The organism is Streptomyces sp. CA-135486 (genome assembly GCF_050936555.1).
Classification (GTDB): Bacteria; Actinomycetota; Actinomycetes; order Streptomycetales; family Streptomycetaceae; genus Streptomyces.
In genome coordinates, this window is the sequence record NZ_JBNJMM010000002.1 from 2,547,776 (window position 1) to 2,573,783 (window position 26,008).

The following is a 26,008-nucleotide window of genomic DNA, read 5'->3' on the forward strand; positions in this document are numbered from 1 at the left end:
AGCATGAGCAGCACCCGCACCCTGATCCGCGGCGGCCTGGTCATCACCGCGGCGGACGAGATCCACGCGGACGTACTGATCGAGGACGGCCGGATCGCCGCCCTCGCGGCGCACGGCTCCGCCGTCGCCGAGGCATGGACCGCCGACCGCACCATCGACGCCGCGAACAAATACGTCATCCCGGGCGGCGTCGACGCGCACACCCATATGGAGCTGCCGTTCGGCGGGACCTTCGCGTCGGACTCCTTCGAGACCGGCACCCGGGCCGCCGCCTGGGGCGGCACCACCACCATCGTCGACTTCGCCGTGCAGTCCGTCGGCCACGCCCTGCGCGAAGGGCTCGACGCCTGGTACGCCAAGGCCGACGGCAAATGTGCCATCGACTACGGCTTCCACATGATCCTCTCCGACGTGAACGGGTCGTCGCTGAAGGAGATGGACAAGCTGGTGGAGGAGGGCATCACCTCCTTCAAGCTTTTCATGGCCTACCCCGGCGTCTTCTACAGCGACGACGGCCAGATCCTGCGCGCCATGCAGCGCTCCGCCACCAACAGCGGGCTGATCATGATGCACGCCGAGAACGGGATCGCCATCGACGTTCTGGTGGAGCAGGCGCTCGCCGAGGGCCGCACCGATCCGCGCTACCACGGCGAGGTGCGCAAGGCCCTGCTCGAGGCGGAGGCCACGCACCGCGCCATCCAGCTCGCCCGGGTCGCCGGAGCCCCCCTCTACGTCGTCCATGTCTCGGCCGAGGAAGCCGTCGCCGAGCTGACGGCCGCACGCGACAAGGGACTCAACGTCTTCGGCGAGACCTGTCCGCAGTATCTCTTCCTGTCCACCGACAACCTCGCCGAGCCGGACTTCGAGGGTGCGAAGTACGTCTGCTCCACGCCGCTGAGGCCGCGCGAGCACCAGGCCGCGCTCTGGCGCGGGCTGCGGACCAACGACCTGCAGGTCGTCTCCACCGACCACTGCCCGTTCTGCTTCGTCGGCCAGAAGGAGCTCGGCCGCGGCGACTTCTCCAAGATCCCCAACGGACTGCCGGGCGTGGAGAACCGGATGGACCTGCTCCATCAGGCGGTCGTCGACGGACACATCACCCGCCGCCGCTGGATCGAGATCGCCTGCGCCACACCGGCCCGGATGTTCGGCCTCTACCCGAAGAAGGGCACCATCGCCCCCGGCGCCGACGCCGACGTCGTCATCTACGACCCGCACGCCGAGCAGACCCTCTCGGTCGAGACCCACCACATGAACGTCGACTACTCCGCGTACGAGGGCAAGCGGATCACCGGCCAGGTGGAGACCGTGCTCTCGCGCGGCGATGTGGTCATCGACCAGCGCGAGTTCACCGGCCGGGCAGGGCATGGCCAGTACACCCCCCGAGGCACCTGTCAGTACCTCAACTAGTCGGCACCTGAACGAGGAGCACTACGCATGGACTTCGGACTCGTCCTGCAGACCGACCCGCCGGCCTCGGCCGTCGTCTCACTGATGCGGCGCGCGGAACGCAACGGCTTCCGCTACGGATGGACCTTCGACTCGGCGGTGCTCTGGCAGGAGCCCTTCGTCATCTACAGCCAGATCCTCGAACACACCCAGAAGCTCACCGTCGGCCCCATGGTGACCAACCCGGGCACCAGAACCTGGGAGGTCACCGCCTCCACCTTCGCGACGCTCAACGACATGTTCGGCAACCGCACGGTGTGCGGCATCGGGCGCGGGGACTCCGCGATGCGAGTCGCGGGCCGCAAGCCCAACACGCTGGCCAGGCTCGGCGAGGCGATCGGCGTCATCCGCGATCTCGCCGAGGGCCGGGAGGCCGAGGTCGACGGGCAGCCGCTGCGGATTCCCTGGGTGCGCGGCGGAAAGCTGCCGGTCTGGATGGCGGCGTACGGACCCAAGGCACTGGCGCTCGCGGGCCAGAAGGCCGACGGGTTCATCCTCCAGCTCGCCGACCCGTATCTGACCGCGTCGATGGTGAGCGCCGTACGGACGGCCGCATCCGACGCCGGTCGTGACCCCGACTCCGTCACCATCTGTGTGGCCGCGCCCGCGTACGTCGGTGACGACCTCGCGCACGCCCGCGAACAGTGCCGCTGGTTCGGCGGGATGGTCGGCAACCACGTCGCCGACCTGGTGAGCCGTTACGGCGAGCACTCCGACCTCGTACCCGACGCCCTCACCTCATACATCAAGTCGCGCGAAGGCTACGACTACAGCCACCACGGCCGTGCCGGGAACCCGTCCACGGACTTCGTCCCGGACGAGATCGTGGACCGGTTCTGTCTGCTCGGCCCGGCCGAGGCGCATATCGAGAAGCTGAAGGAACTGCGCGAGCTGGGCGTCGACCAGTTCGCCGTCTACAACATGCACGACGCGAAGGAAGCGACCATCGACGCGTACGGCTCCGAGATCATCCCGGCACTCAACCGCTGAAAGCCGCCGAAGGCTGCTGAAGACTGCTGAAGGGGCCCCACGCCATGACCGCGACCGTCCCGCCCGTGCCCTCAGAAGGACCGCTCTCCGACACGGCGGGCCGCGTCGAGCTCGCGCCCGGCGCGGCCCCCTCCGACAACCGCTTCGTCAACGACGACCTGCTGCCCGTCCCGGTCGCGCAACGGCGCTGGACCACCTACAACTTCGCGGCCCTATGGGTCGGCATGGCCCACAACATCCCGTCCTGGCTGCTCGCTTCGGGCCTCGTCACCCTCGGCATGGACTGGAAGCAGGCGGTCTTCACCATCGCCCTGGCCAATCTGATAGTGCTGGGCCCCATGCTGCTGACCGGGCATGCGGGACCCAAGTACGGCATTCCCTTCCCCGTCCTGGCGCGGGCCTCCTTCGGTCTGCGTGGCGCGAATCTGCCGGCGCTGATCCGGGCCGGGGTGGCCTGCGCCTGGTTCGGCATCCAGACCTGGATCGGCGGACAGGGCATCTTCATCCTTCTCGGCAAGATCTTCGGAGGCTGGGCGAAGGCATCCGAGGTCGGCGGACAGCCGTGGACGCTGTGGGTCTGCTTCGTGCTCTTCTGGGCACTCGAACTCGCCATCATCTACCGGGGGATGGAGACCCTGCGGCGGTTCGAGAACTGGGCGGCGCCCTTTGTCATCGTCGGCGCGCTGGTGCTGCTGGTGTGGATGTCGGCCAAGGCGGGCGGCCTCGGTCCGCTGCTCGACCAGCCCTCGAAGCTGGGCTGGGGCGCGGACTTCTGGCCGGTCTTCTTCCCCTCCCTGATGGGGATGATCGCCTTCTGGTCGACGCTGTCGCTGAACATCCCCGACTTCACCCGCTTCGGGGCGGGGCAGCGCGCCCAGATCTGGGGGCAGACGCTCGGTCTGCCGACCACGATGACGCTGTTCGCCCTGCTCTCGGTCTTCGTCACCTCCGGCTCCCAGGCGGTGTACGGGGCGGCGGTCTGGGACCCGGTCGCGCTGGCCGCCAAGACGGACAATGTCTTCGGACTGCTCTATGCGCTGGTGACGGTGCTGGTCGCGACGATCTCGGTGAACATCGCGGCGAACGTCGTGTCGCCCGCGTACGACCTGGCGAACCTGGCGCCGAAGCTGATCAACTTCCGCAGGGGAGCGCTGATCACGGGCGTCGTCGGCGTGCTGATCATGCCGTGGAAGCTGACCGAGACGCCCGAGCTCTACATCTTCACCTGGCTCGGTCTGGTCGGTGGACTGCTCGGCACGGTCGCGGGCATTCTCATCGCGGACTACTGGCTGATCCGCCGCACCGTCCTTGATCTGGCGGATCTCTACACCCCCGGCGGCCGCTACTGGTACGCCTCCGGCTGGAATCCGGTCGCGGTCCTGGCGTTCGGCGTCGGCGGCCTGCTGGCGGTGGGCGGCTCGCACTCGGCGAAGGGCAAGGGGCCGTTCCCCGAGGACGGGCTGATCCCCTTCCTGAAGCCGCTGGCCGACTACGGCTGGGCGGTGGGACTGGCGGCCTCGCTCGTGCTGTACGTGGTGCTGATGAGGGTCACTGGGCGTCGAACAGCGGTATGAGCGCCCGGTCCAGCCGTTCAACCCGGCGGCTGGACCGGCCGTTCAGCGACGGGAGCGCTGGGCCGCGACGATCTCGCGGACCGTCTGCTCGCCCGCTCCCCGCCGCTGCACCCGTTCGGCGAAGGCCGGGAACTGGCCCGCGATCGCGCTCAGCAGTCTCAACTCCAGCGGGGCGACGTTGATTTCGGCGACATTCCGCTCGACGGCACGCAGCACCCCGTCCACGACCTGCCGCGGCGAGACCGTACGCATCCCGGCGGGCGGAGTTGCCCCGGTGGCGGCGAACATTCCCAGGTCCCGTACGAAACCGGGCTGGACGATCGAGACGCCGACGCCCGTGCCGTGCAGATCCTGGCGGAAGCCCAGCGCGAAGCCGCGCAGCCCGAACTTCGTCGCGCTGTACAGGGATGTGGACTTGGTCGCCGCCTTGCCGGAGAGCGAGCCGACGAGTGCGATATGGCCCCGGCCCGCTTCGACCATGGCGGGGGCGAGCAGCCGGGCCAGCATGACGGGCGCGCGGAGGTTGACCGCGAGGGCGCGGTCCACCTGCTCCGGCGTGTAGTCGAGCAGATCGCCGCTGGAGGGCAGCGCGGCGTTGGCGATCAGGATGGACGCGTCGGCCGCCTCGTCGGCGAGGTGCTCCACGTCCGAGGGGTCCGCGAGGTCGGCGAGAACCGTGCGCGCGCCATAGCGTTCGGCGAGCGGCTCCAGCGCCTCGCGGCGGCGGCCGGTCAGCACCAACTTCGCGCCCCTGGCGGACAGTTCGGCGGCGAGCGCGCCGCCGATACCGCCGGTGACCCCGGTGAGCAGAACGGTTGCTCCGGTGATGCGCATCTGGTTACCCTCCAGTTCTGTTCGTTCGAACGAACAATAGGGAGGCGGGACGGTCGTGTCCACAGAAGAAGTCGGCGGACTGACAGAACACATACGGCTGTTGAGTCATGGCGGGGCATCCTCCGAGGAACTGGTCACCCGTGCCATCGAGCGCATCGAGGCCAGCCAGTCCACCATCAACGCCTTCCGCTGGGTACGCGGCGAACGCGCCCTCGACGACGCCCGCGACGCGGACGGGCGACTGGCCGCGGGGGAGCGGCTGCCCCTCCTCGGCGTGCCGCTCGCCGTGAAGGACGACACCGATGTGGCCGGGCTGCCCACCCTCTTCGGCTGCTGCGGCGAACTCCCCCCGGCCGAAAGGGACGGTGAGGCGGTACGCCGCCTCCGCGCCGCGGGAGCCGTGATCGTCGGCAAGACCAACTCCTGCGAACTCGGCCAGTGGCCGTTCACCGAAGGACCGGCGTTCGGCGCCACCCGTAACCCCTGGTCCACCGACCACACCCCGGGCGGCTCCTCCGGCGGCTCCGCTGCCGCCGTCGCCGCAGGCCTCATACCCGCGGCGCTCGGCTCCGACGGCGCCGGATCGGTCCGCATCCCGGCCGCCTGGACCCATCTCGTCGGCATCAAACCCCAGCGCGGACGGGTCTCCCTGCACCCCTACGCCGACGCCTTCCAGGGCCTCGCCGTCAACGGCCCGCTCGCCCGCACCGTCGCCGACGCCGCCCTTCTGCTCGACGTGGTCCAGGGCCCGCACCCCGAGGACCTGCACCGCCCCGACGCGATCGCGGCGTCGGCCGCCGCCCGTCGCGACCCCGGCAAGCTGCGCATCGCCCTCGCCTGGCGGCCCCCGCTCACCCTGACCCGCACCATGCCCCACCGCGAGGTGCGTCGTGCCGTCACCGCACTCGCCGAAGCGCTCGCCCGGCTCGGTCACCACGTGGAGGAGGCCCGGCCGCGCTACGGGCTGATCGGCCTCGCCTTCGTGCCGCGTGCCACCGCTGGGATCGCGGAGGTCGCGGCCCTGCACCCCGACCCGGTACTCCTCGACCCACGCACCCGCATCGCCATGCGCCACGGCCGAACCCTCGGCGGCCGCGTCGTCCGGGCTGCCCGTGCCCGCGAGGCACGCCAGCACGTCAGGATCGGCGCCATCTTCGACTCGTACGACGTGGTCCTCACCCCGACCACCGCCGCGCCGCCCCCGCGCATCGGCTCCTTCGACGGGCTCAGCGCCTGGCGCACCGACGCGACCATGGCGGCCGCCTGCCCGTACGCCTGGCCCTGGAACGTACTCGGCTGGCCCGGCGTCAACGTCCCCGCCGGACTCACCACCGACGGACTGCCCGTCGGCGCCCAGCTGCTCGGCCCCGCGGGCAGCGAGGAACGGCTGATCTCGCTCGCCGCCCAACTGGAGGCGGACCAGCGGTGGTACGAGAAGCGGCCGCCCGCCCCCACGACGCGGCCCGCCCCCGTGATCCCCGGGAGCGTGCCGGTGGAACAATGACCGTCATGTCCAATCCCGCCCGCTCGGCCGCGACCCGGCAGCGCATCATCACCGCCGTCCTGCACATCATCGGCAAGGACGGGGTCGCGGCGGTCACCAACCGGCGGATCGCCAAGGAGGCCGGGGTCTCGCTCGGCTCGGTCACGTACCACTTCGAGACCCAGCACGAGCTGCTGCGCGAGAGCCTGCTGCACTTTGTGCGCGCGGAGACCCGCCGCTTCACCGAGCTCGCCGACCAGTGCCAGAGCGACGGCGTCGACATCGAGGGCGCGGCCGCCCTGGCGGGCCAGGTGGCGGGCGGCACCGCCTTCGACAGTGAGCACATCGCGCCCTTCGAGCTGTATGTCGAGGCGGGGCGCGACGAGCGCCTGCGGGAGGCCGCCGCCGAGGCCTTCGCGGCGTACGACCGGCTCGCGGCGCAGATCCTCACCGGCCTCGGCGTCCCGGACGCCGAACGCCTCGCCGCGACCACCGTCGCGCTGGTGATGGGCCTCCAGCTGCGCCGGCTGGCCACCGGCGGCCCCGCCGAGGACCTCGTCGACGCGCTGCTGCTGCTCGCGCGGGGAGCCGTGGTCCAGGACGCCGGGCGCTGACCGCCGGCGGCCTCGCGCCCTCCTCGGTGGTGGCCCCTACTTGGCGATGGCGGCGGTCATCTTGCGCCGGATCGGACCGACGGTGCCGGCCAGGCGCAGGAAGGTGCGGAAGCCGGCAAGGGCGAACCGGTTGTCCGCCACGCCCTGTTCGAGATTGCGGTTCGCTGCGGCGACCTTGGTGAAGGCGTGGTCGCGCATCGCCTTCTCGTACGCGCCGATCGCGTCGGTGAGCCGCCCGCCGTCGCCGACGGCCTGCAGCCGGCGGCACAGCAGATCGGCGTCGACGATGGCGGCGTTCGCACCGGCTCCGGCGGTGGGTGGCATGGCGTGGATCGCGTCGCCGAGAACGGTGACATTGCTGGGCCGCCACGGCCCGGGCCTGCGCGACGTGTACAGCGGGTGCACCGAGACGGTGCCGGTGTCGGACTCCTCGACCAGCCGCAGCAGACTCGGATGCCAGCCGCCGACGGCACGCAGCACCAGCGCCCGTATCTCTTCTGCGGACATCGCCGAAATCGCCTTGCGGTCGCCGAACTTCTCCCACTTGGCGAGCACGTTCCACATGACGTAGTCGGTGGTGTTGTCGAAGAGCAGCTGGGGGTCGATGCCGTAGTCGGGGGAGATGCTGAGGGCCTGGCCACGCTCGTCGCGGCGGAACTCGTGCACGGCGAGGAAACCGAAGTAGCCGTGCGGCGCCAGCACCATGGCTCCGCCGGTGCTGAACGGGCGGGGTAAGAGCCGCGCCACCTCACTTCCCAGCGGTACCTTGCCGGAGATGGCGACCGCGCCGGTGTCGCGGTGCGCGGCCTGCGGCAGATACTGGGCCCGGACCGCGGAGTTGGTCCCGTCCGCGCCGACAAGGACGTCGCCGGTCGCCTGCGTACCGTCGCTGAAGTGCGCCGTGACGCGGCCGTCGGACTCCTGCGTGTAGTGGGTGAAGGCCTTGTCGAACCGCACGACGTCGCCGAGGCCCGCGAGGAGGACCTCGCGGAAGGTGATGCGGCTTACCGACCTGAAGGTGTCGGTCGGATGGCCGGTGTCCATACCGATCTCGGTGGTGTTGAGGGTGATCAGCTCGTCGAGCTTCTCGGTGAAGAAGGCGAGCGTGCTGTTCGCCTGGCCACTGGTGGACACGAACAGGTCGTAGACATCGGCGGGCAGACAGGCATGCAGGGCGCGGCAGCCGTATGGGGCGATATGGATCCGGTATCCCTGCAGCCGTTCGGTACGGGTGCGGTCGCGCTCGTAGACGGAGACGCCGAGGCCGGCCCGCTTGAGGCCCTGCGCGAGGGCGAGACCGCCGATGCCGGCGCCGATGATCACTATGTGCATCGTTGCGCTCCTTGATCTTCCGTCACGGCCCGTCATGGCGCAGCCCGGGTGGCGACAATCACCCGGCGGCGAACGGCGCGTCAAGCCGCCCGCCGACGGCTTGGCCCGGTTCCGGCCGGGGTGACCGGAACCCGATCAGGCGTCATGACGTCACTCTCGGTGACCCATGGTCCAAGGGCGGCGAACCGCAGGGGCATGCAGTGTTACGCGGTGGGGCGCCGAGGGGACAGCGCGATGTCAGCAGGGCGTGCTTAGCTGGACATATGATCGATGACTTCCTCAATGGTGATCTGTCCGACGTCGAGGAGGCGGTCCGCAAGGCGGCCGCCACCGAGATCATGCCGCGGTACCGGCAGCTCGCCGCGCACGAGATCATCGAAAAGACCGGACCGCACGACCTTGTGACCACGGCCGACCGCAACGCCGAGGAGCACCTGACCGCATCACTGACAGCCCTGCTGCCCGGCTCCGTCGTGGTGGGCGAGGAGGCGGTCCACGCGGACCCGTCGGTGTACGAGGCACTGCACGGCAAGGCGCCGGTCTGGATAGTGGACCCGGTGGACGGGACACGGCAGTTCGTCCACGGCGAGCCGGGGTTCTGCACACTGGTGGCTCTCGCGCAGCGGGGTGAGGTGCTGGCGTCGTGGACGTACGCGCCGGTGCTCGACGAGATGGCGACAGCCGTACGGGGCGGCGGCGCCCACCTCAACGGCACACCTCTGCGGGCCGGTTCCCCCGCGCCCGGGGCGGTGCTCGAGGTGGCGATGTCGCACCCGGACTACACGACCCCGGACCAGAAGCGGGCCCTGCTGGGCCTGAACGTGGACGGTGTGCACGCGCGGCCGTGCGGCTCGGCGGGTCTGGAGTATCTGGACGTGGCACGAGGCCAGTTGGACGCGGTGGCCTTCTCCTGGGAGAACGCGTGGGACCACGCTGCGGGCGTGCTTCTGGTGACGGAGGCGGGAGGGGCGCAGGTGACGGTGGCGGGTGTGCCGTTCCGCATCAAGGGCCGGAATGCGCTGCCGTTCACGGCGGCGAGGGACGCGACGACGGCGGCCAGGATCCGGTCCTTGCTGGCGGGGTGAGCCCCGCGCCGTGCCCCGCCCGGCCATCCGTCCGAGCCCGGAAAACATCGCGCCGGAACCACCCTCCGCCCCGGCCACCCGCCCGCGGCAATATCCTGGGTGCCTTGGCCATCGGCTGACAAAGGAGTCCGAAGGTGCCGTCGATGCTCGATGCCGTCGTCGTGGGGGCGGGACCCAACGGGCTGACCGCCGCCGTCGAACTGGCCCGCCGTGGCTTCTCGGTGGCGGTGTACGAGGCCTTGGACACCATCGGCGGGGGAGCGAGGACCGAGGAGCTCACCCTCCCCGGCTTCCGCCACGACCCCTGCTCAGCGGTCCATCCGCTCGGCATCGGCTCGCCCGCGTTCGCCGCCATGCCTCTCGCCCGCCACGGCCTTGAGTGGCTGCACCCGGAACTCCCCCTCGCGCACCCCTTTCCGGACGGCACCGCGGCCGTGCTGAGCCGCTCGGTCGGCGAGACCGCCATGTCGCTGGGGGCCGGTGACGCCGGGGCGTACCGCCGGCTCGTCGCCCCTTACCTCGGCCACTGGAACACCTTCGCGGCCGACTTCCTGCGCACGCCCTGGGACGGCCTGCCCCGTGACCCGTACCGCTACGTCCGCTTCGGACTGACCGCGCTCCAGCCCGCCACCTGGATCTCGCGCCGTTTCGAGGGCGAGCGGGCCCGTGGTCTGCTCGCCGGGCTCGCAGCCCATGCCATCGCCCCGACCAGCGGCCTCGCCACCGGCGGCATCGCGTTGATGTTCGCCCTGGCCGCCCATGACAAGGGCTGGCCGGTGCCCCGCGGCGGCTCGCAGGCGATCTCCGAGGCGCTGGCCTCGTATCTGCGGGAACAGGGCGGCACGATTCACACGGGCGCGGAGGTGAAGCGGCTCGACGAGCTCCCTCCGGCCCGCGCGTACATCTTCGACACCTCGCCGACCGCGCTGGCCCGGATCGCCGGACTCGGCCGGGCGTATCAGCACTACCGGTACGGCGCCGCGGCGTTCAAGATCGACTACGCCCTGTCGGGCCCGATGCCCTGGACCGCGAAGGAGGCTCGCACGGCCGGGACCGTGCACATCGGCCCCACGGCCGGTGAGATCGATGCCGCCCTGCGCGCCGCCGTCGCCGGCAGTGACCCCCGTGTGCCCTTCCTGATCACCTCCCAGCCCACCGTGATCGACCCCTCCCGGGCGCCGGCGGGCAAGCATGTCCTGTGGGCGTACGGCCATGTGCCGGCCGGCTGGGAAGGGGACGCCACCGAGGTCATCGAGCGGCAGCTGGAGCGCTTCGCGCCCGGTTTCCGCGACCTCGTGCTGGCCCGCGCGGTCGCGGGCCCGCCCCAACTCGCCCGGCACAACGCCAATTACGTCGGCGGGGACATCGCCTGCGGAGCGTTCGCCGGACTGCAGACGCTGATCCGTCCCAAGCTCGCCAAGGTGCCGTACGCGACCTCGCACCCCGCCGTCTTCATCTGCTCGGCCGCGACCCCGCCGGGCCCCGGCGTGCACGGTATGTCCGGCCATCACGCGGCGAAGGCGGTCTGGCGCCGTTTGCGCGCCACCCGCTGAGAGCCCACCCGCCGCCGAGGGAGACCGGCGCCACCCACCCGCCGGGAGCCACCGCGCGCGATGATGGCCTTATGACCGATCAGCCCGCCATCGTCCTCGTCCGCGGAGACATCACCCAGCAGCATGTCGACGCCATCGTCAACGCCGCCAACTCCTCGCTCCTCGGCGGCGGTGGCGTCGACGGGGCGATCCACCGGCGCGGCGGACCGGACATCCTGGCCGAGTGCCGCGCCCTGCGCGCCTCGCGGTACGGCAGGGGGCTGCGCACCGGCCAGGCCGTCGCCACCACCGCCGGCAACCTCGACGCCGGCCATGTGATTCACACGGTCGGACCCGTCTGGTCGGCCACCGAGGACCGTTCCGCTCTCCTGGCCTCGTGCTACCGCGAGTCGCTGCGAATCGCCGACGAACTGGGGGCCCGCACCGTCGCGTTCCCCGCCATTTCCACCGGCATCTACGACTGGCCGATCGACGACGGCGCCCGCATCGCTGTCGAGACGGTGCGGGATGCGGACACGGCCGTGGAAGAGGGGCGCTTCGTCCTCTTCGACGAGCCCGCGTATGCGGCCTTCGCCGCGCAGGAGCACTGACAGGTCTTACTTCCGGTGCGGCCTCGCCCTGTGCGACCTCGACGCTCGTGTGCAGATCGTGCGCCGCGTCGACCGCCCGGGCCCTCGAGCGGCCCTGGCAGCTGAAGGATGATGTCGTTTTCTCGCTAGCCCAGGCTCCCACGCTGCCGGATGCTTGTAGCCATGCACACCGACACCGAGCGCTGCGTACGCGCCGTCCAGTCGAAGGACGCCCGTTTCGACGGCTGGTTCTTCACGGCCGTACTGACCACGCGGATCTACTGCCGCCCCAGCTGCCCGGTGGTGCCGCCGAAAGTCGAGAACATGACCTTCTACCCGAGCGCCGCCGCCTGCCAGCAGGCCGGATTCCGGGCCTGCAAGCGCTGCCGACCCGACACCAGCCCCGGCTCGCCCGAGTGGAACGCCCGCGCCGACGCCGTCGCCCGCGCCATGCGCCTCATCCGCGACGGCGTCGTCGACCGCGAGGGCGTGCCGGGCCTCGCCGCCCGGCTCGGCTACTCGACGCGCCAGATCGAGCGCCAGCTCCTCGCCGAACTGGGCGCGGGCCCGCTCGCCCTGGCCCGCGCCCAGCGCGCCCAGACCGCCCGCCTCCTCATCGAAACGACCGGCCTCCCCCTGGCCGAGGTCGCCTTCGCCGCCGGTTTCTCCTCCATCCGCACCTTCAACGACACCGTCCGCGAGGTCTTCGCGCTCGCCCCGGGCGAACTGCGCACCCGCGCCGCCCGCAGCCGCTCCACACCGCCGGCGACCCCCGGCGTGATCGCACTGCGACTGCCCTACCGCGCGCCGCTCAACCCGAGCAACCTCTTCGGGCACCTGGCGGCCACCGGCGTCCCGGGCGTCGAGGAGTGGCGGGACGGGGCGTACCGCCGCACCCTGAGCCTCCCGTACGGACACGGCATCGTCGCCCTCACCCCGCGGCCCGACCACATCGCCTGCCGGCTCTCGCTCACCGATCCACGCGACCTCACCATCGCGATCAGCCGCTGCCGCTGGATGCTCGACCTGGACGCCGATCCGGTCGCGGTCGACGACCAGTTGCGCAGGGACGAACTGCTCGCCACGCTGGTCGACAAGGCCCCGGGTCGAAGGGTGCCGCGCACCGTCGACGCGGCGGAGTTCGCGGTACGTGCGGTGCTCGGCCAGCAGGTCTCGACGGCCGCCGCCCGCACCCACGCGGGTCGCCTGGTGACCGCCCACGGCCGGGCGGTCGAGGATCCCGAGGGTGGACTCACCCATCTGTTCCCGGCCCCCGCCGAGCTCGCGGCGCTGGATCCCGAAACGCTGGCCCTCCCTCGCAGCCGCCGCACCACCCTCACGACCCTCGTCGGCGCGCTGGCCGACGGCTCGGTGCAGCTCGGCCTCGACAGCGACTGGGACAAGGCCCGCGCCCAGCTGACCGCACTGCCCGGCTTCGGCCCCTGGACGGTCGAGGTGATCGCCATGCGCGCACTCGGCGACCCCGACGCCTTCCTGCCGGGCGACCTCGGCATGCGGCGCGCGGCGGCGGAGCTCGGTCTGCCGTCTACCCCCGCCGCACTCACCGAACGCGCCGCGGGCTGGCGGCCCTGGCGTGCGTACGCCGTCCAGTACCTCTGGGCCACCGACGGCCATCCGATCAACCACCTCCCCGCGTAAGGAAGTTCAGCCATGACCAGAAAGCACACGGTTGTCGACAGTCCGTACGGACCGCTGACCCTCGTCGCCACGGACGGGGTGCTGAGCGGCCTCTACATGCCCCGGCAGCGCCACCGCCCGGACGAGGAGACTTTCGGCGCGGAGGACTCCGCGCCCCTCCGCGAGACGATCCGCCAGCTCGATGCGTACTTCGCCCGCCAGCTGACGGAGTTCGACCTGCCGATGCGGCTCGAGGGCACGCTCTTCCAGCGGGGCGTCTGGGATCAGCTGCGGCAGATCCCGTACGGCCAGACGCGCACGTACGGAGAACTGGCCGAGGCGCTCGGCAACCGGGGCGCGTCGCGCGCGGTGGGGCTGGCGAACGGGAAGAACCCGATCGGGATCATCGTGCCGTGCCATCGGGTCATCGGTTCGTCGGGGAGTCTCGTCGGGTACGGGGGCGGGCTGGACCGCAAGCAGCGGCTGCTGGCGTTCGAGTCCGGCACGCCTGACGACGCGCTCTTCTAGGTCCGGGGCCTTTTCCCCGGACCCCGCTGGGGCTTTTGCCCCAGCCCCAGTCCTCAATCGCCGGACGGGCTGGAATTCAGCCGCTTCAGCAGTGTCGGCAGCGCCGTTCCGATGGGGTCGCGGATGATCTCGTCCGCCAGCTCGTCGTACGGAGTCGGCTCGGCGTTCACCACGATCAGTCGCGCCCCGTGCTCCGCCGCGATGCCGGCGAGCGACGCCGCCGGCTGCACCTGCAGACTCGTGCCGACCGCGATGAAGACCTCGCTCGCCTTGGCGATCCCCATCGCCTCGGCCAGCACCTGCGGATCGAGCCGCTGCCCGAACATCACCGTCGCCGACTTCAGGATCCCGCCGCACGCCAGGCACGGCGGGTCCTCCTCGCCCGCCTCCACCCGCGCCAGCGCCTCCTCCATGGAGGAGCGGGCATGGCAGCCGGTGCAGACCACGGTCCGCGCCGTGCCGTGCAGTTCGAGCACCTTGCGCCCGGGCATGCCGCCGAGCTGATGCAGCCCGTCGACGTTCTGGGTGATCACCCGGACCGCGAACCCGGACTGCCGGTCCAGCTCGGCGACGGCGCGGTGCGCCGCGTTCGGCTCGGCGCGCCAGGTCGTGCTCTCGCGCCGCATCAGCCAGGCACGGCGGCGGATGTCCGGATCGGCCATGTAGTAGTCGTACGTGACGAGCTTCTCGGCCTGCGGATCGCGCCGCCACAGGCCTTGGGGCCCGCGATAGTCGGGAATGCCGGAGTCCGTGGAGATGCCGGCGCCGCTGAGGATCGCGACGAGAGTCATACGGTGAGCCTACGCAGCGCGTCTCCGCGGCTGCGAGCCGATTTATACAGCCGACCTGCTCAGGCGGGCGGCTGCCCGTTCTCCAGTTCCACCGATCCGGTGCCCGCCTCCAGCGCATCGAGCGCGGCCAGCACCCGGTGGCCCAGCGATCCCAGCAGATGCGCGGGGATTTCCTCCCGGGACACCAGCCGCCAGGAGACCAGTTCCTCCTCCTGCAGCTGGATCGCCTTGAACCGGTCCTCGGTCAGCACCCCGCCGTCGTACACATACGCGGCGATCGGCGGCCGCGCGACACCCGGCACCCAGTCGACCGCCAGCAGCGCGCCCAGCTCCAGATCCAGACCGATCTCTTCGAGGGTCTCCCTGCGGGCCGCCTGCCGCGGGGTCTCGCCCTGGTCCGACTCGACGGTGCCGCCGGGCAGCACCCAGCCCTCGCGGTAGTTGGGCTCGACGAGCAGCACGCGGCCCTGGTCGTCGCGGATGAGCGCGGCGGCGCCGGCAAGGATGCGGGGGAGCGACGCGATGTACGCGGCGTAGTCAGAGGTGGTCACTTAGGGAAGCGTAACGGGGACGTCAGCCCTTGCTGCCCGGAGGGCGTTTGCCGGTCGGGGGATTGCCGAGCTGGGCCCGGGCCTGGGCGGCATCGCGCTGTGCCGCTTGGGTGTCGGGGTGGGCGCTTCCCAGGATGCGCGTACGGGCCCAGGCCACGAAGTCGTACGCCTCCAGGGCTCGGGCCCACTGACCCGTGCGGGCCAGGAAGTGGCCCATCTCGTGGCGGGTCAGCAAGGTGTCGGGGTGCTCGGCGCCGAGTACCCCGATCCTGGCTGTGAGGACTTCGGCGGCCAGGTGGAATGCCTCCTGGTGCCGGCCGAGGGCGCTGAGGGTGAATGCCGTGTTGTGTTGACAGCGCAGGGTGTCGGGGTGCCGTCCACCCTGCATCTGCAATCGCTTGTTCAGCACCTCGTTGTACAGGGAGAGAGCTTCCCGGTGACGGCTCAGCAGTCCGAGGGTGAAGGCGGTCTGCTGGCGCGCGTCCAGGGTGTCGGGGTGGTACGGGCCCAAGGCCGCGGATCTGCGGTCGTCGACCGTCTGGAACTCGACCAGTGCCTCTCGGTGCTGGCCGAGTCCGAGCAGCGCGAAACCCCGCTCGTACCGGGACGTGAGCGTGGCCGGATGCTCCCGTCCCAGCAGCGCCAGCCGCGCGGAGGCGACGCCGCTGAGGACGGAGTGGGCCTCGGCCCACTCGCCCTGCCTCAGATGCCGGACGCCGCGGCCGTGCTCGATCTCGAGCTCGGCCGCCTGCTCCTCGGCGGACAGCGGTGCGGGGCGGAACGGGACGGGCAGGGACGCGCCGTCGTGGAGAAGGCCCCGATGGGCGCTGGTGAGCTCGATCCGGCAGGTCAGGGAGCCGATGCCCGGGTGAGGGGCGTGGCGGCCGGAAGGGTCCCCGGCGAGGACGTGAATGCCCTGGTAGCGAACGGTCGTGAGCGCCTCGACGATGTCCAACTCCGGTCCGTTCCTCAGGATCTGACCATAGTCGTCCAGGACAAGCACGAGCCGGGGAAGGGGCCGTGACCCGCCTCGCTCGTACATCGCCGCACTCAGCAGGCCACGCAGTTCCCGGAGGGCGTCCGGCCGTGCGGTGAGATCCTGCGCCCACTTCACCGTCGGCAGCGCGGCGAGCGCGGAGAGGTGGTCGGAGTAGCCGTGCCAGGCGCAGACGAAGGTGACGGCCTCCGTGGGATTCGCCTCCGCCAGACCGCGCACGAGGGTGGCAAGCATCCGGTGCCGGTGTCGGGCTTCCCCGGTCAGCAACGCGTGCGGGCCATCGCCGCCGTACTCCCGTTCGTTGAGGTCCAGGAGCACCGGTCGGCCGTTCTCGCCCACGCCGAGCCGCGCGGGCCTGAGCGGAGCGTCGGGCTGTGGATGGGCTCTGGAGGTGAGGGCCCGCAGCAGCTCGTCGGCGGTGGGCCGGTCGGCGGGATCGGGCAGGACGCAGCGTCGCAGGAGTTCGAGGACGACGCCGGGGCGGCGGTCGGGAGCCGGCCAGGGGAGGGTGCGCAGCTCCTCGGCAGGGTCGTAGTCCCAACGGCCGGCTGCCGCCGCCAGCAGGATCCTTCCCAGGGCATACATGTCGGTCGCTTCGCTGGGCGAACCTTCGTCGCCGCGGAGTTCAGGCGCCCGGTACTCATCCTTCTGGCGCAGGATCGACCGGTAGGGGCTGCGCACACCGTCCAGGGACGCGGTCATCCACCCGGTGATCTCGACCTCCTGGCCCACCAGGAGGGCGCAATTGGGGATCAGCGAGCCGTGGATGACGCCCTTGCGGTGGGCCCGTGCGAGACCGTTCGCCAACTGCCTCCCGACGGACACGAACTCCGTACCGGTCAGGGCACCCCGTTGTTCGACCACGGAACGCAGATTGGGCGCCGGACCGGAGCCGTGCTTGTCCTGGGCGTACGAGGTGGCGATCCAGGCGGGTACGGCGGTGGCGTCATGGTCGAGCAGCCGTGGCGCGTAGACGCCGTCCATCCGCGACAGTGCTTCCGCCTCCGTCGTGACCAGCGCGGCGCTCCACGACTGTGGCATCTCCGGGATACGGATCACCGCGATCCCCGGCTGCTGCTCGGAGGTCCCCAGGTACAGCCCCATCTGCGGCCAGCCGTACCGGTTCCGGGCGAAGAGCCGGAAAGGGCCCGCCGTCCGGGGGTGCCCCGAGGCCGGCGACTGCCATCCGGAGTCCGGCGCGTCGACGAACGACAGCAGCGGAACCGGGGTGGTCGGCGGCCGTGCCACGGCCGACTGCATGCCCAGCCGCCGCAGCAGCCGCTCGTCCATCCAGCCGAAGGGGCGTCCGTCCGCGGGCAGCCGGTCCGTCCCGGAGGGATGGGGCAGCCAGGCGGGGAAGTCGGCGGCGCGGTCGGTGAGTTCGGCGAGCCGTGCGGTGACCGCGCGGGTGGTCCGTACGAGATCGCCTGCCGGAAGCGTGTCGAGCAGGATGCGCCGGGTGTCCTCCGCGAAGTCGAACCCACGGTGCTGCGGCAGCAGATCGTCCCCGCCCGTACGGCGCATGAGCCCGCCCAGGAACACCTCGGCCAGATGACCCGTGTCGACCTCGGGGCCCAGCGCGGCCTGAACCAGCCGCATGGCCGGCACCGAGACCGGGGCGACCGCCGCGAGATGGGCCGCGAGACGGTATGCCTGCGGGGAGGCCGCCCTGCGGAACCGCAGCAGGCCGTCCCCGCCGGGTGTGCGTGTCGCGGCGTACGGACGGGCGGGTGTCCGCGCGGCGAGCAGCGGCAGGACCGCCGATGTGCCGGGCGATCCCACCAACCGTGCCCAAGTGCCCAGGGATTCGGGGGTGGGCGCGAGCACCGGCACCGGAACCCCGTCGTACGGGGCGAGTTCGGGCGGCAGAGCCGGGTCCGCGACCTGCCATGTGTGATGGGGTGCGCCGCGCCTGCGGGTGGTGACCTCCCACTCCTCGGCGCGGATGCCGGAGCCCTCCCACAGCCGCTCGGGCAGCGTGTGCAGAACAGCCGTCGGACCGACCCGCGCCGCGCGCTCCAGCGCCGCGTGCATCCGGCCGTCCCGCCAGGCCGCGCCCACGCCGTCGCTGATGGCGAGCAGGAGTGTGTGGCCCGCCGGGTCCGTGACGGCGGAAGCGGGCAGCGGGGCGCTGTCCTGCTCGTACGGGTGGCGGCCCAGCAGCGGCGCGGAGGGACCCCGGCTGTCCAGCCCGTATACCCGCACGTCGCGGAAGGCGCCGCTGCGCTCCATCAGCAGCCGCGTCTCGGCTGCGAGCCGCTGCCACAGGAGCATCGACACCCCGTCGTCAACGAGCAGCACCAGATCCAGCCAGCGGGCGCGGCCCGGGCGCATGACCGCGTCGGGCAGCCCCGTCTCGGCCATCGCCGCCACGGTGGCGGGCTCGTCGAGCTCCCACTGCCTGCGGTCGGGGCGCAGCTGCTTGAGCGGGCGCAGCGCGCGGCCGAGGCGCAGTTCGACGGAGCCCAGCACCTTTTCCTCGGGGGCGCGCACGGGGACGGCGGGCCGGTCATGCCGCGGGCGCCGCCGTCCGGCAGGCGCGCCGTGCACATCGCAGCCGTGGCCCTCGGCGGGCCGCGCCGCCACGGGGTGCGGGGCGTCCGCCGACGCCGTGGGCATGGCGGTCTGCGGTGCCTCCGGCCGGGGCGGGCCGGAGCCGGCGCGCGGGTCGCCGCGCGGAAGAGCGCCCTGCTCCGGAGCGGGTGGTCCGGCGACGGCGCCCGCTGCGGTCAGCGCCGAGGACGCCCCTGCCGGAAGGCGCCCGGCCAGCCACAGCGCATCCAGCAGCTCCTCGTGGGACAGCTCCGCCCCGCCGTCCGCCAGGATCCGCCGCAGCTCGCTCCACACCGGCGCTACACCGTCCCGCCGAGCCGGTGCAGTACGGCGTCGAGCAGTCCGTCGGCGTCCAGGTCGACCCCGCCCTTGCGCAGGAACACGGCGTTCAGCAGCTGGTCGGTGGCGAGTTCCCCGCGGGCCCGCCGCGCGAGGAAGGCCCGCAGCAGCTTGTCGTTGCCGTCCAGATCCGCCGGGCCCAGATGGGCGCGGACGATGGCGAGCAGCCTGTCCTCGTCCGGCTCCGGGAGAGCGAGCCGTACGCAGCGGCGCAGAAACGGGGGCGGGAAGTCGCGTTCGCCGTTGCTGGTGATGACCACAACGGGGAATTCCGAGCAGCGCACCCGGCCCCTGATCACCTCGGTCCAGGAGTCGGGGTCGGCCGTCATCACCCGGATTGAGGCCTGGTCCTCGGGCAGCCGGGCCAGCTCGGGAATCTCGAACTCGCCCTCCTCGAAGACGTTCAGCAGATCGTTGGGGAGATCGATGTCCCCCTTGTCGAGCTCGTCGACGAGCAGGACGCGCGGGCGTGTACCGGGCACCAGCGCCGTACCGAGCGGCCCGAGTCGTACGTACGAGCCGATGCCGAGATCGTCGGAGTCCTCGCCGGCCTCGCGCCGGAGGTTCGACTCACGGAGCCGGCCGATCGCGTCGTAGCGGTACAGCGCGTCCTGCAGGGTGGCCCGGCTGTTGACCGGCCAGTGCAGCACCGGTCCGAGCCGCAGTTCGTGCGCGATCGCGTGCCCCAGGGACGACTTGCCGGTGCCGGGCTGCCCCGTCACCAGCAGAGGGCGGCGCAGATGCAGCGCGGCGTTGACGACATCGGCCTCGGCGCGCCCGATCAGATACGGCAGCGGGGGCGGCGCGCTCGCCGCCGTAGAGGACCGGTTGTCGAAGCGGCGCCACGGCGGAGCCTCGGGGAAGCCGACCGTACGAGCCTGTCCGTCGCCGCGGAACAGTCTCCAGTCGCCGTTGCCCTCGCTGTCGTCGTGTGCGGGGTTCATCGGATGTCCGCTCCTTCCGCGGGGTCAAGCAGTTCGAGCCCACCCGGCAGTGGCAGCTCCGTGTTCTCCCACACCAGCGAGGGCCGGGCGGGCGAGGGCACGCTCGCTCCGTACTGTCCGGCCCTGAAGTGCTGGATGCGTTCGGGAAGTTGGTGCAGCGGTCCGGTGGGTGCGATGTCGTCGAGCCGGTGGGCGTGCTCATGGCCCTCCGCCTCCCGGTCCCACAGAACCACCGGGACGCCAAGGGCCAGACAGAGTTGGAGCAGCGCCTCACGCGGCGCCCTCGGGCCGTGCAGGACGACCTGCGCGGTGTCCCGGTGGCTGGTCTCGAGCAGCGCGTACACCTTCTCCGGCGACGCACAGCTCTCACCGACGACGAGCGGGCCGGTGTGGGCGTTCTCCCAGCGGCGGCGCAGCTCCGCCTCGCGGCGCGGTGCGCGAGCGCTGACCTCCGGGCAGCGCAGCGCGATACGGAATCTCACCCCGAGCGGGACCCTCGGCAGAAACTCCACCGAACTGGCCGCCTCCCACTCGTCGAAGGGCAGCTGCAGGCCGTCCCGGTCGACGACGATGTCCACATGGGTGACGCCTTGACCGCCGTCGTCCCGGGGGTTCTCGGCCGCCTCACGGATCATCCGGGCGATCTCGGCCGCGCTGCGCGGCCGGTCCGCGGTGGCCAACGAGGCCGTCGCGCCGTCTTGGCGCACTTCCCACAGCGCGCACTGATAACGGTCGGGGGGACCGGAGATCTCGGCGACCAGACGGACGACGGGCGAGGGGCGGTACGCCGCCCAGGCCGCGGCGTCCGCGCGGCGCAGCTGCAGCGCGGCCGGATGGCTGCCGAGGCGCGCCGCGACCCGGTCCGACCAGGAGCGCAGGGCCTCGCGCACCGGCGGTGCGGTGGCCGCGGCCACGTATTCGACCAGGGTGAGCAGGGCGGGCACCGGCGAGGTGCCGTCCGCGGGCTGCCCGCCGTCGCGGTACGCCTCCAGCTCCGTCACCGCCGCATCGAGGTCCCGAGGATCCAGCCGGATGCCGCTCAGGGAGCGCGGCGGGATGATGTACCGCAGTGCCTCACGGGCCGCCCGCGGCAGCAGTGCGGCGTCCGCGACGACGGCCGGTGTCAACTCCCGTAAGAGAATCCGGTGTTCATCGAGTGACAGCAGCCGGGCCGTACCGGTCAGCCTTCCCAGGGCGAGCAGTCTGTCGAGCCCGGCGCGGGCGGGGCCGCCCTGGACGGTGGGGGCGAGTGACTCGGTCAGCGTCGCGAGCGCGCGTTCCTCCGAGGCGAGCAGCAGCGCCAACTCCTCCACCGACGGGGCGGATTCATCGGCAGGGGGGTCGTACCCGAGCCGGGCCGCCAGGGTGCGGGCGTGCTGTGCCCGGCGCGCCGGATCACCGAGCAGCGACCACAGCTCGGCGGTGAAGCCGGCGGCCGGGGAGCCGTGTCCGCACACCCCTGTGCCGTAAGCCCCGTACCTCTCGCGCACTGTGCACTCGGCGACTGTGTCGGCCGCCCCCGCCCGCTCCAGCTCCTCCCGGATCGCCTGCCACGGCACTGCCCAGCTGCGCCGCACGGTGGTCTGCGGGCTCAACGGCCCGTCGCCCGGCATCACATGGGCCACGACCAGGCCCACGACCGTGGCGTCGTCCGTCGCCCACAACGGGCCGCCGCTGAAGCCGGGGCCGATCGCGGCGCCGGACATCTGACCGTCCAGATAGCCGAACCGGCCTTCATGGAGCTTCACTTCGGTGTCGGCGAAGGCGATGGCCTCGCCGCCGCCGTGCCACGCCCGTAACCTCTGCCCTTCGGCCATGTCACGCCAGACGACGGGACTCAGCCACTGCGGGGCGGGCTCGTCCAGTTCCAGTACGGCGAGATCGCCCTGCCAGACCATCGAGGATGCGCCCCACAGCGGCGGCACCCACACGGCGAGCCTGGCCGTGCGGTGCTGGGCCGCGCCCGGACCGTGGAAGGCGAGGCGCAGCGTATCGGCGGCGGGCGGCGCGGCGGTGTACAGATCGCGGCCCAGCGCGTCATTGACGACATGCGCGCAGGTCATCACCCGCCGGGCGGAGAGCAGTGCGGCCCCGCCTGCCGCGGTCGACGCGCGGTCGTGCAGCACGGAAACGCGGGGCGCCGCGGCCGCCGGCCTTCTGAACCAGCCCATCAGCGCCGCGGTGTCCCACTCTGCCAGGTGGCCGAAATGCTCATGGTGGCCTTGCCGTTGGCCCCTACGATGCCCAGTCTCAGATCCTGGCCGATCTCGACGCCGAACGCGACAGTGATTTCCTGCGGTGGGTTCTCGGATGCCGACACCGCGCCATGGACCTCGTCCAGCAGCGGACCGAGCGGGCGCAGTGCCGTACGCAGCGCGTCCACCGCGAGTGCCGCCGCCCGGCCGGAGCCGCTCGCCACGGGCCTGGCCGCACCGAAGCCTTCTGGAAGATCGGCCGTGCGGGTGCTCTGAGACGGTACGGCGAGCGGCTCTCCGGCCCCCGATAGCTCCAGGCGCACCTGTGAACCGTCCGACAGCGCAAGCTCCATGTACTCAGGCATCTGGCCATTGTGCCGATCACGGACTGCCGGTGGCAGCGGTTTCGCGTCAAGCCGCGGAGATCGCGGCCAACCGCAGCGTTCGCTTGGCCAGTTCGCTGATCCGTACGCCGTCGAAACCGAACACCGCGCTGCGCACCCGGTCCTCCAGCGGGTCCGTCCACTGCGCGGGGATCGCGGAGGCCCCGCACAGCACACCGGCGACCGAGCCCGCCGTCGCGCCGTTGGAGTCGGTGTCCAGACCGCCGCGGACCGTGAGGGCGATGGTGGGGGTGAAGTCACCGGCGCCGTACAGCAGTCCGGCGGTGATGACGGCGGCGTTGGGCACGGTGTGGATCCAGCCGAGGTGGCCCGTCTCCGCCGCCAGCTCGGTCAGGGTGTCGGACCAGGACAGTCCGGAGTCGTACAGGGCGGCCGTACGGCGGACCGTGCGGGCGAGGCGGCTGCCCGCCGGGATGCGTTCCAGCGCGCCGTCGATCGCCTCGCGCGGGCTGTGCGCGGTGAACGCGGCGGCGATCAGGGCGGCCGCCCACATCGCGCCGTACACGCCGTTGCCGGAGTGCGAGAGCACCGCGTCCCGGCGGGCGAGCGCGGCGGCGCGGCGCGGGGCGCCCGGGGATGTCCAGCCGAAGATGTCGGCGCGGATGAGGGCGCCGATCCACTCCTGGTAGGGGTTGTCGTGGGTGGCGGTGAGCGGTGGTTTCAGGCCGTTGGCGAGATTGCGGTAGGTGGCCCGCTCGGCGGTGAACGTCTGCAGGAACGGCAGATGCAGCAGCCAGACCTCGCCCACCTGCTCGGTGGTGAAGTCGAAGCCGTGGGTCTCCAGGAGGTGCAGGCCGAGGATCGCGTAGTCCACGTCGTCGTCCCGGCAGCTGCCGTGGATCCGGCCGCGTACACACTGACGCCACTCGGGACGCAGCTCGAAGCCTGCCCGGGCGGCGCCGGGCGGCGGCTCGGGAAGGTAGTCGGTCAGCGGCAGTGCGTCGGCTTGGCGCAGATAGCGGTCGATGCGCTCGCGCGTCCAGTAGTCGCCGCGCTCGACTGGTTTGCCGAGCATGTTGCCGGCGACCCGGCCCAGCCAGCCGCCGAGGATCCGGTCGGCGAGGTCCGCGCGCTGTAGGCCCATACGTCCGGTTTACCGAATCGGTGGCCGAATCGCGCGGTGGTTGGCGCGGCTCGTTGCCCGGCATGACAGGTTGTGACGGTCCAGGCGCCTTCACACGCCGTACGGGAGCTGTCGTGGCCGCGCGGTGCACCGGGCATGACGCCTCGCGCGCCGCGTCGGACGGGTGGCACGTCCTCCGACAGGGCGGATAGGGTCGTGGCGGCGCGACTGCCTGTTCGATAGCAAGGGATAGCAAGGTGACGAACGGAGCAGTTATTCAGCCCGCGCGCGTTCTCGTTGCGGCTGACAAGTTCAAAGGCTCGCTCACGGCCGTGCAGGTCGCGGAGCGGGTAACGGCTGGTCTCCAGCGGGTCGTACCCGGTCTGGCTGTCGAGACCCTGCCCGTGGCGGACGGCGGCGACGGCACGGTCGCGGCGGCGGTGGCGGCCGGATTCGACCGCCGCGAGGTCCGGGTGACCGGGCCGCTCGGTGAGCCCCTGACGGCGGCGTACGCCCTGCGGGACGGCACCGCGGTGGTGGAGATGGCGGAGGCGTCCGGCCTCCAGCACCTGCCCGACGGGGTCTTCGCGCCGCTCACCTCGACGACGTACGGCTCGGGCGAGCTGCTGCGCGCCGCGCTCGACGCGGGGGCGCGGACGATCGTCTTCGGTGTCGGCGGCAGCGCGACGACGGACGGCGGCGCGGGCATGCTGGCGGCGCTCGGGGCGCGCTTCCTGGACGCGGACGGGGAACCGGTCGGGCCCGGCGGCGGCGGCCTGCGCGACCTCGCCACGGCCGACCTGTCCGGGCTCGACCCGCGCCTCAAGGATGTGGAGCTGGTCCTCGCGAGCGACGTGGACAACCCGCTGACGGGGCCCAAGGGCGCTCCCGCGGTGTACGGTCCGCAGAAGGGCGCGACGCCCGAGGACGTGGCGACGCTGGACGCGGCGCTTGCGCACTACGCGTCCGTCCTCGGCCCCGGGCAGGCGGACCTGCCCGGCGCGGGGGCGGCGGGTGGTATCGGCTACGGCGCGCTCGTCGCGCTCGGGGCGAGCTTCCGTCCCGGGATCGAGGTCATGCTCGATGTGCTCGGCTTCGCCACGGCGCTGGAGCGGGCGACGCTGGTGATCACCGGCGAGGGCTCGCTCGACGAGCAGACGCTCCACGGCAAGGCGCCGGCGGGCGTCGCGGCGGCGGCCCGCGCGCAGGGCATCGAGGTCGTGGCGGTCTGCGGCCGCCTGGCCCTGCCCCCGGAGGCCCTGGGCCGCGCGGGCATCCGCCGTGCGTATGCCTTGACGGCGCTGGAACCGGACCCGGCGAAGTGCATGGCGGAGGCGGGGCCGCTGCTGGAGCGGGCGGCGGAGAGCATTGCGCGGGATTTTCTGACCTGAGCTGACGGGGATTTCCTGAGCTGACGCGGCCGGGGTGGGGGGTGTCCCTCTCGCCCCGGCCGAAGCGCATCCAGTGCCGGCATCAGTGTTCCGGTGGCAGAACAGCCGTCACAGCCCGGCCGACCCGTGTCGCGCTCTGCGGCCGACCCATGACCGGAGGATGCCGGCGCTTGTGCCCGTGCACAACGTGGGCGCTGCATCCCTGGTCATCCGCAGCGAATCGGGCATACCGGCTGGACGGTACGTGTGACCGCTGCTGGTCTGTGCCCCCACAGGCAATTTCGAACAAGCTCGGAAAGGGGGTCTGCATGGCAGCCGCCTCACTCGAAGTGCGTGCGCTGTCCGTCGGCTACGGGCCGGTGCGGGCACTGCGCGACGTCACCATCGACGTACCCGAGGGCGCGATCGTCGCCGTCCTCGGCGGCAACGGTGCCGGCAAATCGACCCTGCTGCGCGCCATCTCCCGCACCCTCGGTTTTCAGGGCGGCCACGTCACGTCCGGCAGCGTTCGCTTCGACGACCGCCCGCTCGACGGGCTGAGCGCCACCCGGGTCGTTGCCGCGGGCGTCGTCCAGGTCCCGGAGGGACGGCAGGTCTTCGCGCGGATGACGGTCGCCGACAATCTCCGGGCGGGCGCTCTGGGCGCGACCGGCGGACGCCGGTCGAGCGCCGAGGCCCTCGCCCGGGTGCATGAGCTCTTCCCCCTCCTCGCCGACCGCGCCCATCAGCGGGCCGGACTGCTGTCGGGCGGGGAGCAGCAAATGCTCGCGATGGGACGGGCGTTGATGGCCGGGCCACGGCTCCTGCTGCTCGACGAGCCGTCGCTCGGCCTCGCCCCGCTGATGGCGGCGCGGATCGCCGAGACCGTGCAGGAGATCAACGCCGCCGGCACATCGGTCCTGCTGGTCGAGCAGAACGCGGCGATCGCGCTGCGGCTGGCTTCGACGGCGTACGTACTCGACGTCGGCGAGGTCGCCCTCTCGGGCACTGCGGACGAGCTCGCCTCCTCGGACGAGGTGCGCCGGCGGTATCTGGGAGTGGTGGACGAGGACGCGGCCGCGGATGCGTCCCGCGCGCAGGCGGCGGCGCCGACGCTGACGAGGTGGTCGGCATGAGCATGGTGCAAACTGG

The 26,008-nt window shown here is 72.0% G+C and carries 21 protein-coding genes; 12 read left to right on the plus strand and 9 right to left on the minus strand.

The features are described 5' to 3' along the window. Positions 1-3 precede the first annotated feature (3 nt). Genes hydA through ACQEVG_RS31040 form a run of 3 tightly spaced genes read left to right on the plus strand, consistent with a single transcriptional unit; the run spans position 4 to position 4,013 of the window. On the plus strand, positions 4-1,410 hold the full coding sequence (gene hydA, locus ACQEVG_RS31030) for a dihydropyrimidinase (protein ID WP_432989903.1): 1,407 nt from the start codon (positions 4-6) through the stop codon (positions 1,408-1,410). Between the two features lie 27 nt (positions 1,411-1,437). Next, positions 1,438-2,439, plus strand: a complete 1,002-nt coding sequence (locus tag ACQEVG_RS31035) for a TIGR03842 family LLM class F420-dependent oxidoreductase (RefSeq protein WP_432989905.1) — start codon at positions 1,438-1,440, stop codon at positions 2,437-2,439. Between the two features lie 44 nt (positions 2,440-2,483). Next, positions 2,484-4,013, plus strand: coding sequence for an NCS1 family nucleobase:cation symporter-1 (locus ACQEVG_RS31040; RefSeq protein WP_432989907.1), 1,530 nt, complete (start codon positions 2,484-2,486; stop codon positions 4,011-4,013). 42 nt (positions 4,014-4,055) lie between these two features. Here the strand turns inward: ACQEVG_RS31040 and ACQEVG_RS31045 are convergent, their stop codons facing one another. Next, positions 4,056-4,847, minus strand: a complete 792-nt coding sequence (locus tag ACQEVG_RS31045) for an SDR family NAD(P)-dependent oxidoreductase (protein ID WP_432989909.1) — start codon at positions 4,845-4,847, stop codon at positions 4,056-4,058. Positions 4,848-4,902: 55 nt separating this feature from the next. Here ACQEVG_RS31045 and ACQEVG_RS31050 point away from each other — a divergent pair, with 55 nt between their 5' ends. Continuing rightward, positions 4,903-6,351, plus strand: coding sequence for an amidase (locus ACQEVG_RS31050; protein WP_432989911.1), 1,449 nt, complete (start codon positions 4,903-4,905; stop codon positions 6,349-6,351). A 5-nt stretch (positions 6,352-6,356) separates the two neighbouring features. After that, complete coding sequence (locus tag ACQEVG_RS31055; protein ID WP_432989913.1) at positions 6,357-6,944, plus strand: TetR/AcrR family transcriptional regulator; 588 nt, start codon at positions 6,357-6,359, stop codon at positions 6,942-6,944. A gap of 36 nt (positions 6,945-6,980) precedes the next feature. Here the strand turns inward: ACQEVG_RS31055 and ACQEVG_RS31060 are convergent, their stop codons facing one another. Then, the gene (locus ACQEVG_RS31060; protein ID WP_432989915.1) at positions 6,981-8,276 is read right to left on the minus strand and encodes an FAD-dependent oxidoreductase; all 1,296 of its coding nucleotides are present in this window, start codon (positions 8,274-8,276) and stop codon (positions 6,981-6,983) included. Between the two features lie 263 nt (positions 8,277-8,539). Between ACQEVG_RS31060 and ACQEVG_RS31065 the strand changes: the two genes are divergently transcribed. From ACQEVG_RS31065 to ACQEVG_RS31085, 5 genes are all read left to right on the plus strand, one after another. Next, complete coding sequence (locus tag ACQEVG_RS31065) at positions 8,540-9,361, plus strand: inositol monophosphatase family protein (protein ID WP_432989917.1); 822 nt, start codon at positions 8,540-8,542, stop codon at positions 9,359-9,361. 134 nt (positions 9,362-9,495) lie between these two features. Continuing rightward, entirely contained in the window at positions 9,496-10,914 is a 1,419-nt protein-coding gene (locus tag ACQEVG_RS31070; RefSeq protein ID WP_432989919.1) for a phytoene desaturase family protein, read from the plus strand. A gap of 71 nt (positions 10,915-10,985) precedes the next feature. Continuing rightward, on the plus strand, positions 10,986-11,504 hold the full coding sequence (locus ACQEVG_RS31075; protein ID WP_432989921.1) for an O-acetyl-ADP-ribose deacetylase: 519 nt from the start codon (positions 10,986-10,988) through the stop codon (positions 11,502-11,504). A gap of 162 nt (positions 11,505-11,666) precedes the next feature. Beyond that, complete coding sequence (locus ACQEVG_RS31080; protein ID WP_432989923.1) at positions 11,667-13,142, plus strand: AlkA N-terminal domain-containing protein; 1,476 nt, start codon at positions 11,667-11,669, stop codon at positions 13,140-13,142. A 12-nt stretch (positions 13,143-13,154) separates the two neighbouring features. Beyond that, complete coding sequence (locus tag ACQEVG_RS31085; protein WP_432989925.1) at positions 13,155-13,649, plus strand: methylated-DNA--[protein]-cysteine S-methyltransferase; 495 nt, start codon at positions 13,155-13,157, stop codon at positions 13,647-13,649. Between the two features lie 53 nt (positions 13,650-13,702). Here the strand turns inward: ACQEVG_RS31085 and ACQEVG_RS31090 are convergent, their stop codons facing one another. The 7 genes from ACQEVG_RS31090 to ACQEVG_RS31120 are packed head-to-tail and all read right to left on the minus strand — an operon-like array spanning position 13,703 to position 23,507. Beyond that, entirely contained in the window at positions 13,703-14,440 is a 738-nt protein-coding gene (locus tag ACQEVG_RS31090) for an SIR2 family NAD-dependent protein deacylase (protein ID WP_432989927.1), read from the minus strand. A gap of 59 nt (positions 14,441-14,499) precedes the next feature. After that, on the minus strand, positions 14,500-14,991 hold the full coding sequence (locus ACQEVG_RS31095; protein ID WP_432989929.1) for an NUDIX domain-containing protein: 492 nt from the start codon (positions 14,989-14,991) through the stop codon (positions 14,500-14,502). Between the two features lie 22 nt (positions 14,992-15,013). Continuing rightward, complete coding sequence (locus ACQEVG_RS31100; protein ID WP_432989931.1) at positions 15,014-18,835, minus strand: SAV_2336 N-terminal domain-related protein; 3,822 nt, start codon at positions 18,833-18,835, stop codon at positions 15,014-15,016. Between the two features lie 5 nt (positions 18,836-18,840). Continuing rightward, entirely contained in the window at positions 18,841-19,824 is a 984-nt protein-coding gene (locus ACQEVG_RS31105; protein ID WP_432989933.1) for an AAA family ATPase, read from the minus strand. Then, positions 19,821-21,995 carry a trypsin-like peptidase domain-containing protein gene (locus ACQEVG_RS31110; RefSeq protein ID WP_432989935.1) on the minus strand — a complete coding sequence of 725 codons (2,175 nt, stop codon included), beginning with the start codon at positions 21,993-21,995 and terminating at the stop codon, positions 19,821-19,823. Before ACQEVG_RS31110 ends, ACQEVG_RS31105 begins: the two co-directional genes overlap by 4 nt. Then, a complete protein-coding gene (locus ACQEVG_RS31115; RefSeq protein WP_432989937.1) occupies positions 21,995-22,384 on the minus strand; it encodes a CU044_2847 family protein in 390 nt (129 codons plus the stop codon). The genes ACQEVG_RS31110 and ACQEVG_RS31115 overlap by 1 nt, the downstream gene beginning before the upstream one ends. A gap of 46 nt (positions 22,385-22,430) precedes the next feature. Further along, positions 22,431-23,507 (minus strand): ADP-ribosylglycohydrolase family protein, encoded by a 1,077-nt coding sequence (locus ACQEVG_RS31120; RefSeq protein WP_432989939.1) that lies wholly within the window; start codon positions 23,505-23,507, stop codon positions 22,431-22,433. A 254-nt stretch (positions 23,508-23,761) separates the two neighbouring features. Here ACQEVG_RS31120 and ACQEVG_RS31125 point away from each other — a divergent pair, with 254 nt between their 5' ends. Further along, complete coding sequence (locus ACQEVG_RS31125; protein WP_432993033.1) at positions 23,762-24,877, plus strand: glycerate kinase; 1,116 nt, start codon at positions 23,762-23,764, stop codon at positions 24,875-24,877. Between the two features lie 308 nt (positions 24,878-25,185). Beyond that, positions 25,186-25,992, plus strand: a complete 807-nt coding sequence (locus ACQEVG_RS31130; protein WP_432989942.1) for an ABC transporter ATP-binding protein — start codon at positions 25,186-25,188, stop codon at positions 25,990-25,992. Positions 25,993-26,008 lie beyond the last annotated feature (16 nt).

Excerpts from the sequence above, each read along its gene's own strand:
- hydA (WP_432989903.1), top strand. The coding sequence starts at position 4 with ATGAGCAGCACCCGCACCCTGATCCGCGGCGGCCTGGTCATCACCGCG.
- ACQEVG_RS31040 (WP_432989907.1), top strand. The coding sequence starts at position 2,484 with ATGACCGCGACCGTCCCGCCCGTGCCCTCAGAAGGACCGCTCTCCGAC.
- ACQEVG_RS31130 (WP_432989942.1), top strand. The coding sequence starts at position 25,186 with ATGGCAGCCGCCTCACTCGAAGTGCGTGCGCTGTCCGTCGGCTACGGG.
- ACQEVG_RS31090 (WP_432989927.1), bottom strand. The coding sequence starts at position 14,440 with ATGACTCTCGTCGCGATCCTCAGCGGCGCCGGCATCTCCACGGACTCC.
- ACQEVG_RS31110 (WP_432989935.1), bottom strand. The coding sequence starts at position 21,995 with ATGGGCTGGTTCAGAAGGCCGGCGGCCGCGGCGCCCCGCGTTTCCGTG.
- ACQEVG_RS31075 (WP_432989921.1), top strand. The coding sequence starts at position 10,986 with ATGACCGATCAGCCCGCCATCGTCCTCGTCCGCGGAGACATCACCCAG.
- ACQEVG_RS31035 (WP_432989905.1), top strand. The coding sequence starts at position 1,438 with ATGGACTTCGGACTCGTCCTGCAGACCGACCCGCCGGCCTCGGCCGTC.
- ACQEVG_RS31105 (WP_432989933.1), bottom strand. The coding sequence starts at position 19,824 with ATGAACCCCGCACACGACGACAGCGAGGGCAACGGCGACTGGAGACTG.
- ACQEVG_RS31060 (WP_432989915.1), bottom strand. The coding sequence starts at position 8,276 with ATGCACATAGTGATCATCGGCGCCGGCATCGGCGGTCTCGCCCTCGCG.
- ACQEVG_RS31065 (WP_432989917.1), top strand. The coding sequence starts at position 8,540 with ATGATCGATGACTTCCTCAATGGTGATCTGTCCGACGTCGAGGAGGCG.
- ACQEVG_RS31085 (WP_432989925.1), top strand. The coding sequence starts at position 13,155 with ATGACCAGAAAGCACACGGTTGTCGACAGTCCGTACGGACCGCTGACC.
- ACQEVG_RS31055 (WP_432989913.1), top strand. The coding sequence starts at position 6,357 with ATGTCCAATCCCGCCCGCTCGGCCGCGACCCGGCAGCGCATCATCACC.
- ACQEVG_RS31115 (WP_432989937.1), bottom strand. The coding sequence starts at position 22,384 with ATGCCTGAGTACATGGAGCTTGCGCTGTCGGACGGTTCACAGGTGCGC.
- ACQEVG_RS31080 (WP_432989923.1), top strand. The coding sequence starts at position 11,667 with ATGCACACCGACACCGAGCGCTGCGTACGCGCCGTCCAGTCGAAGGAC.
- ACQEVG_RS31045 (WP_432989909.1), bottom strand. The coding sequence starts at position 4,847 with ATGCGCATCACCGGAGCAACCGTTCTGCTCACCGGGGTCACCGGCGGT.
- ACQEVG_RS31120 (WP_432989939.1), bottom strand. The coding sequence starts at position 23,507 with ATGGGCCTACAGCGCGCGGACCTCGCCGACCGGATCCTCGGCGGCTGG.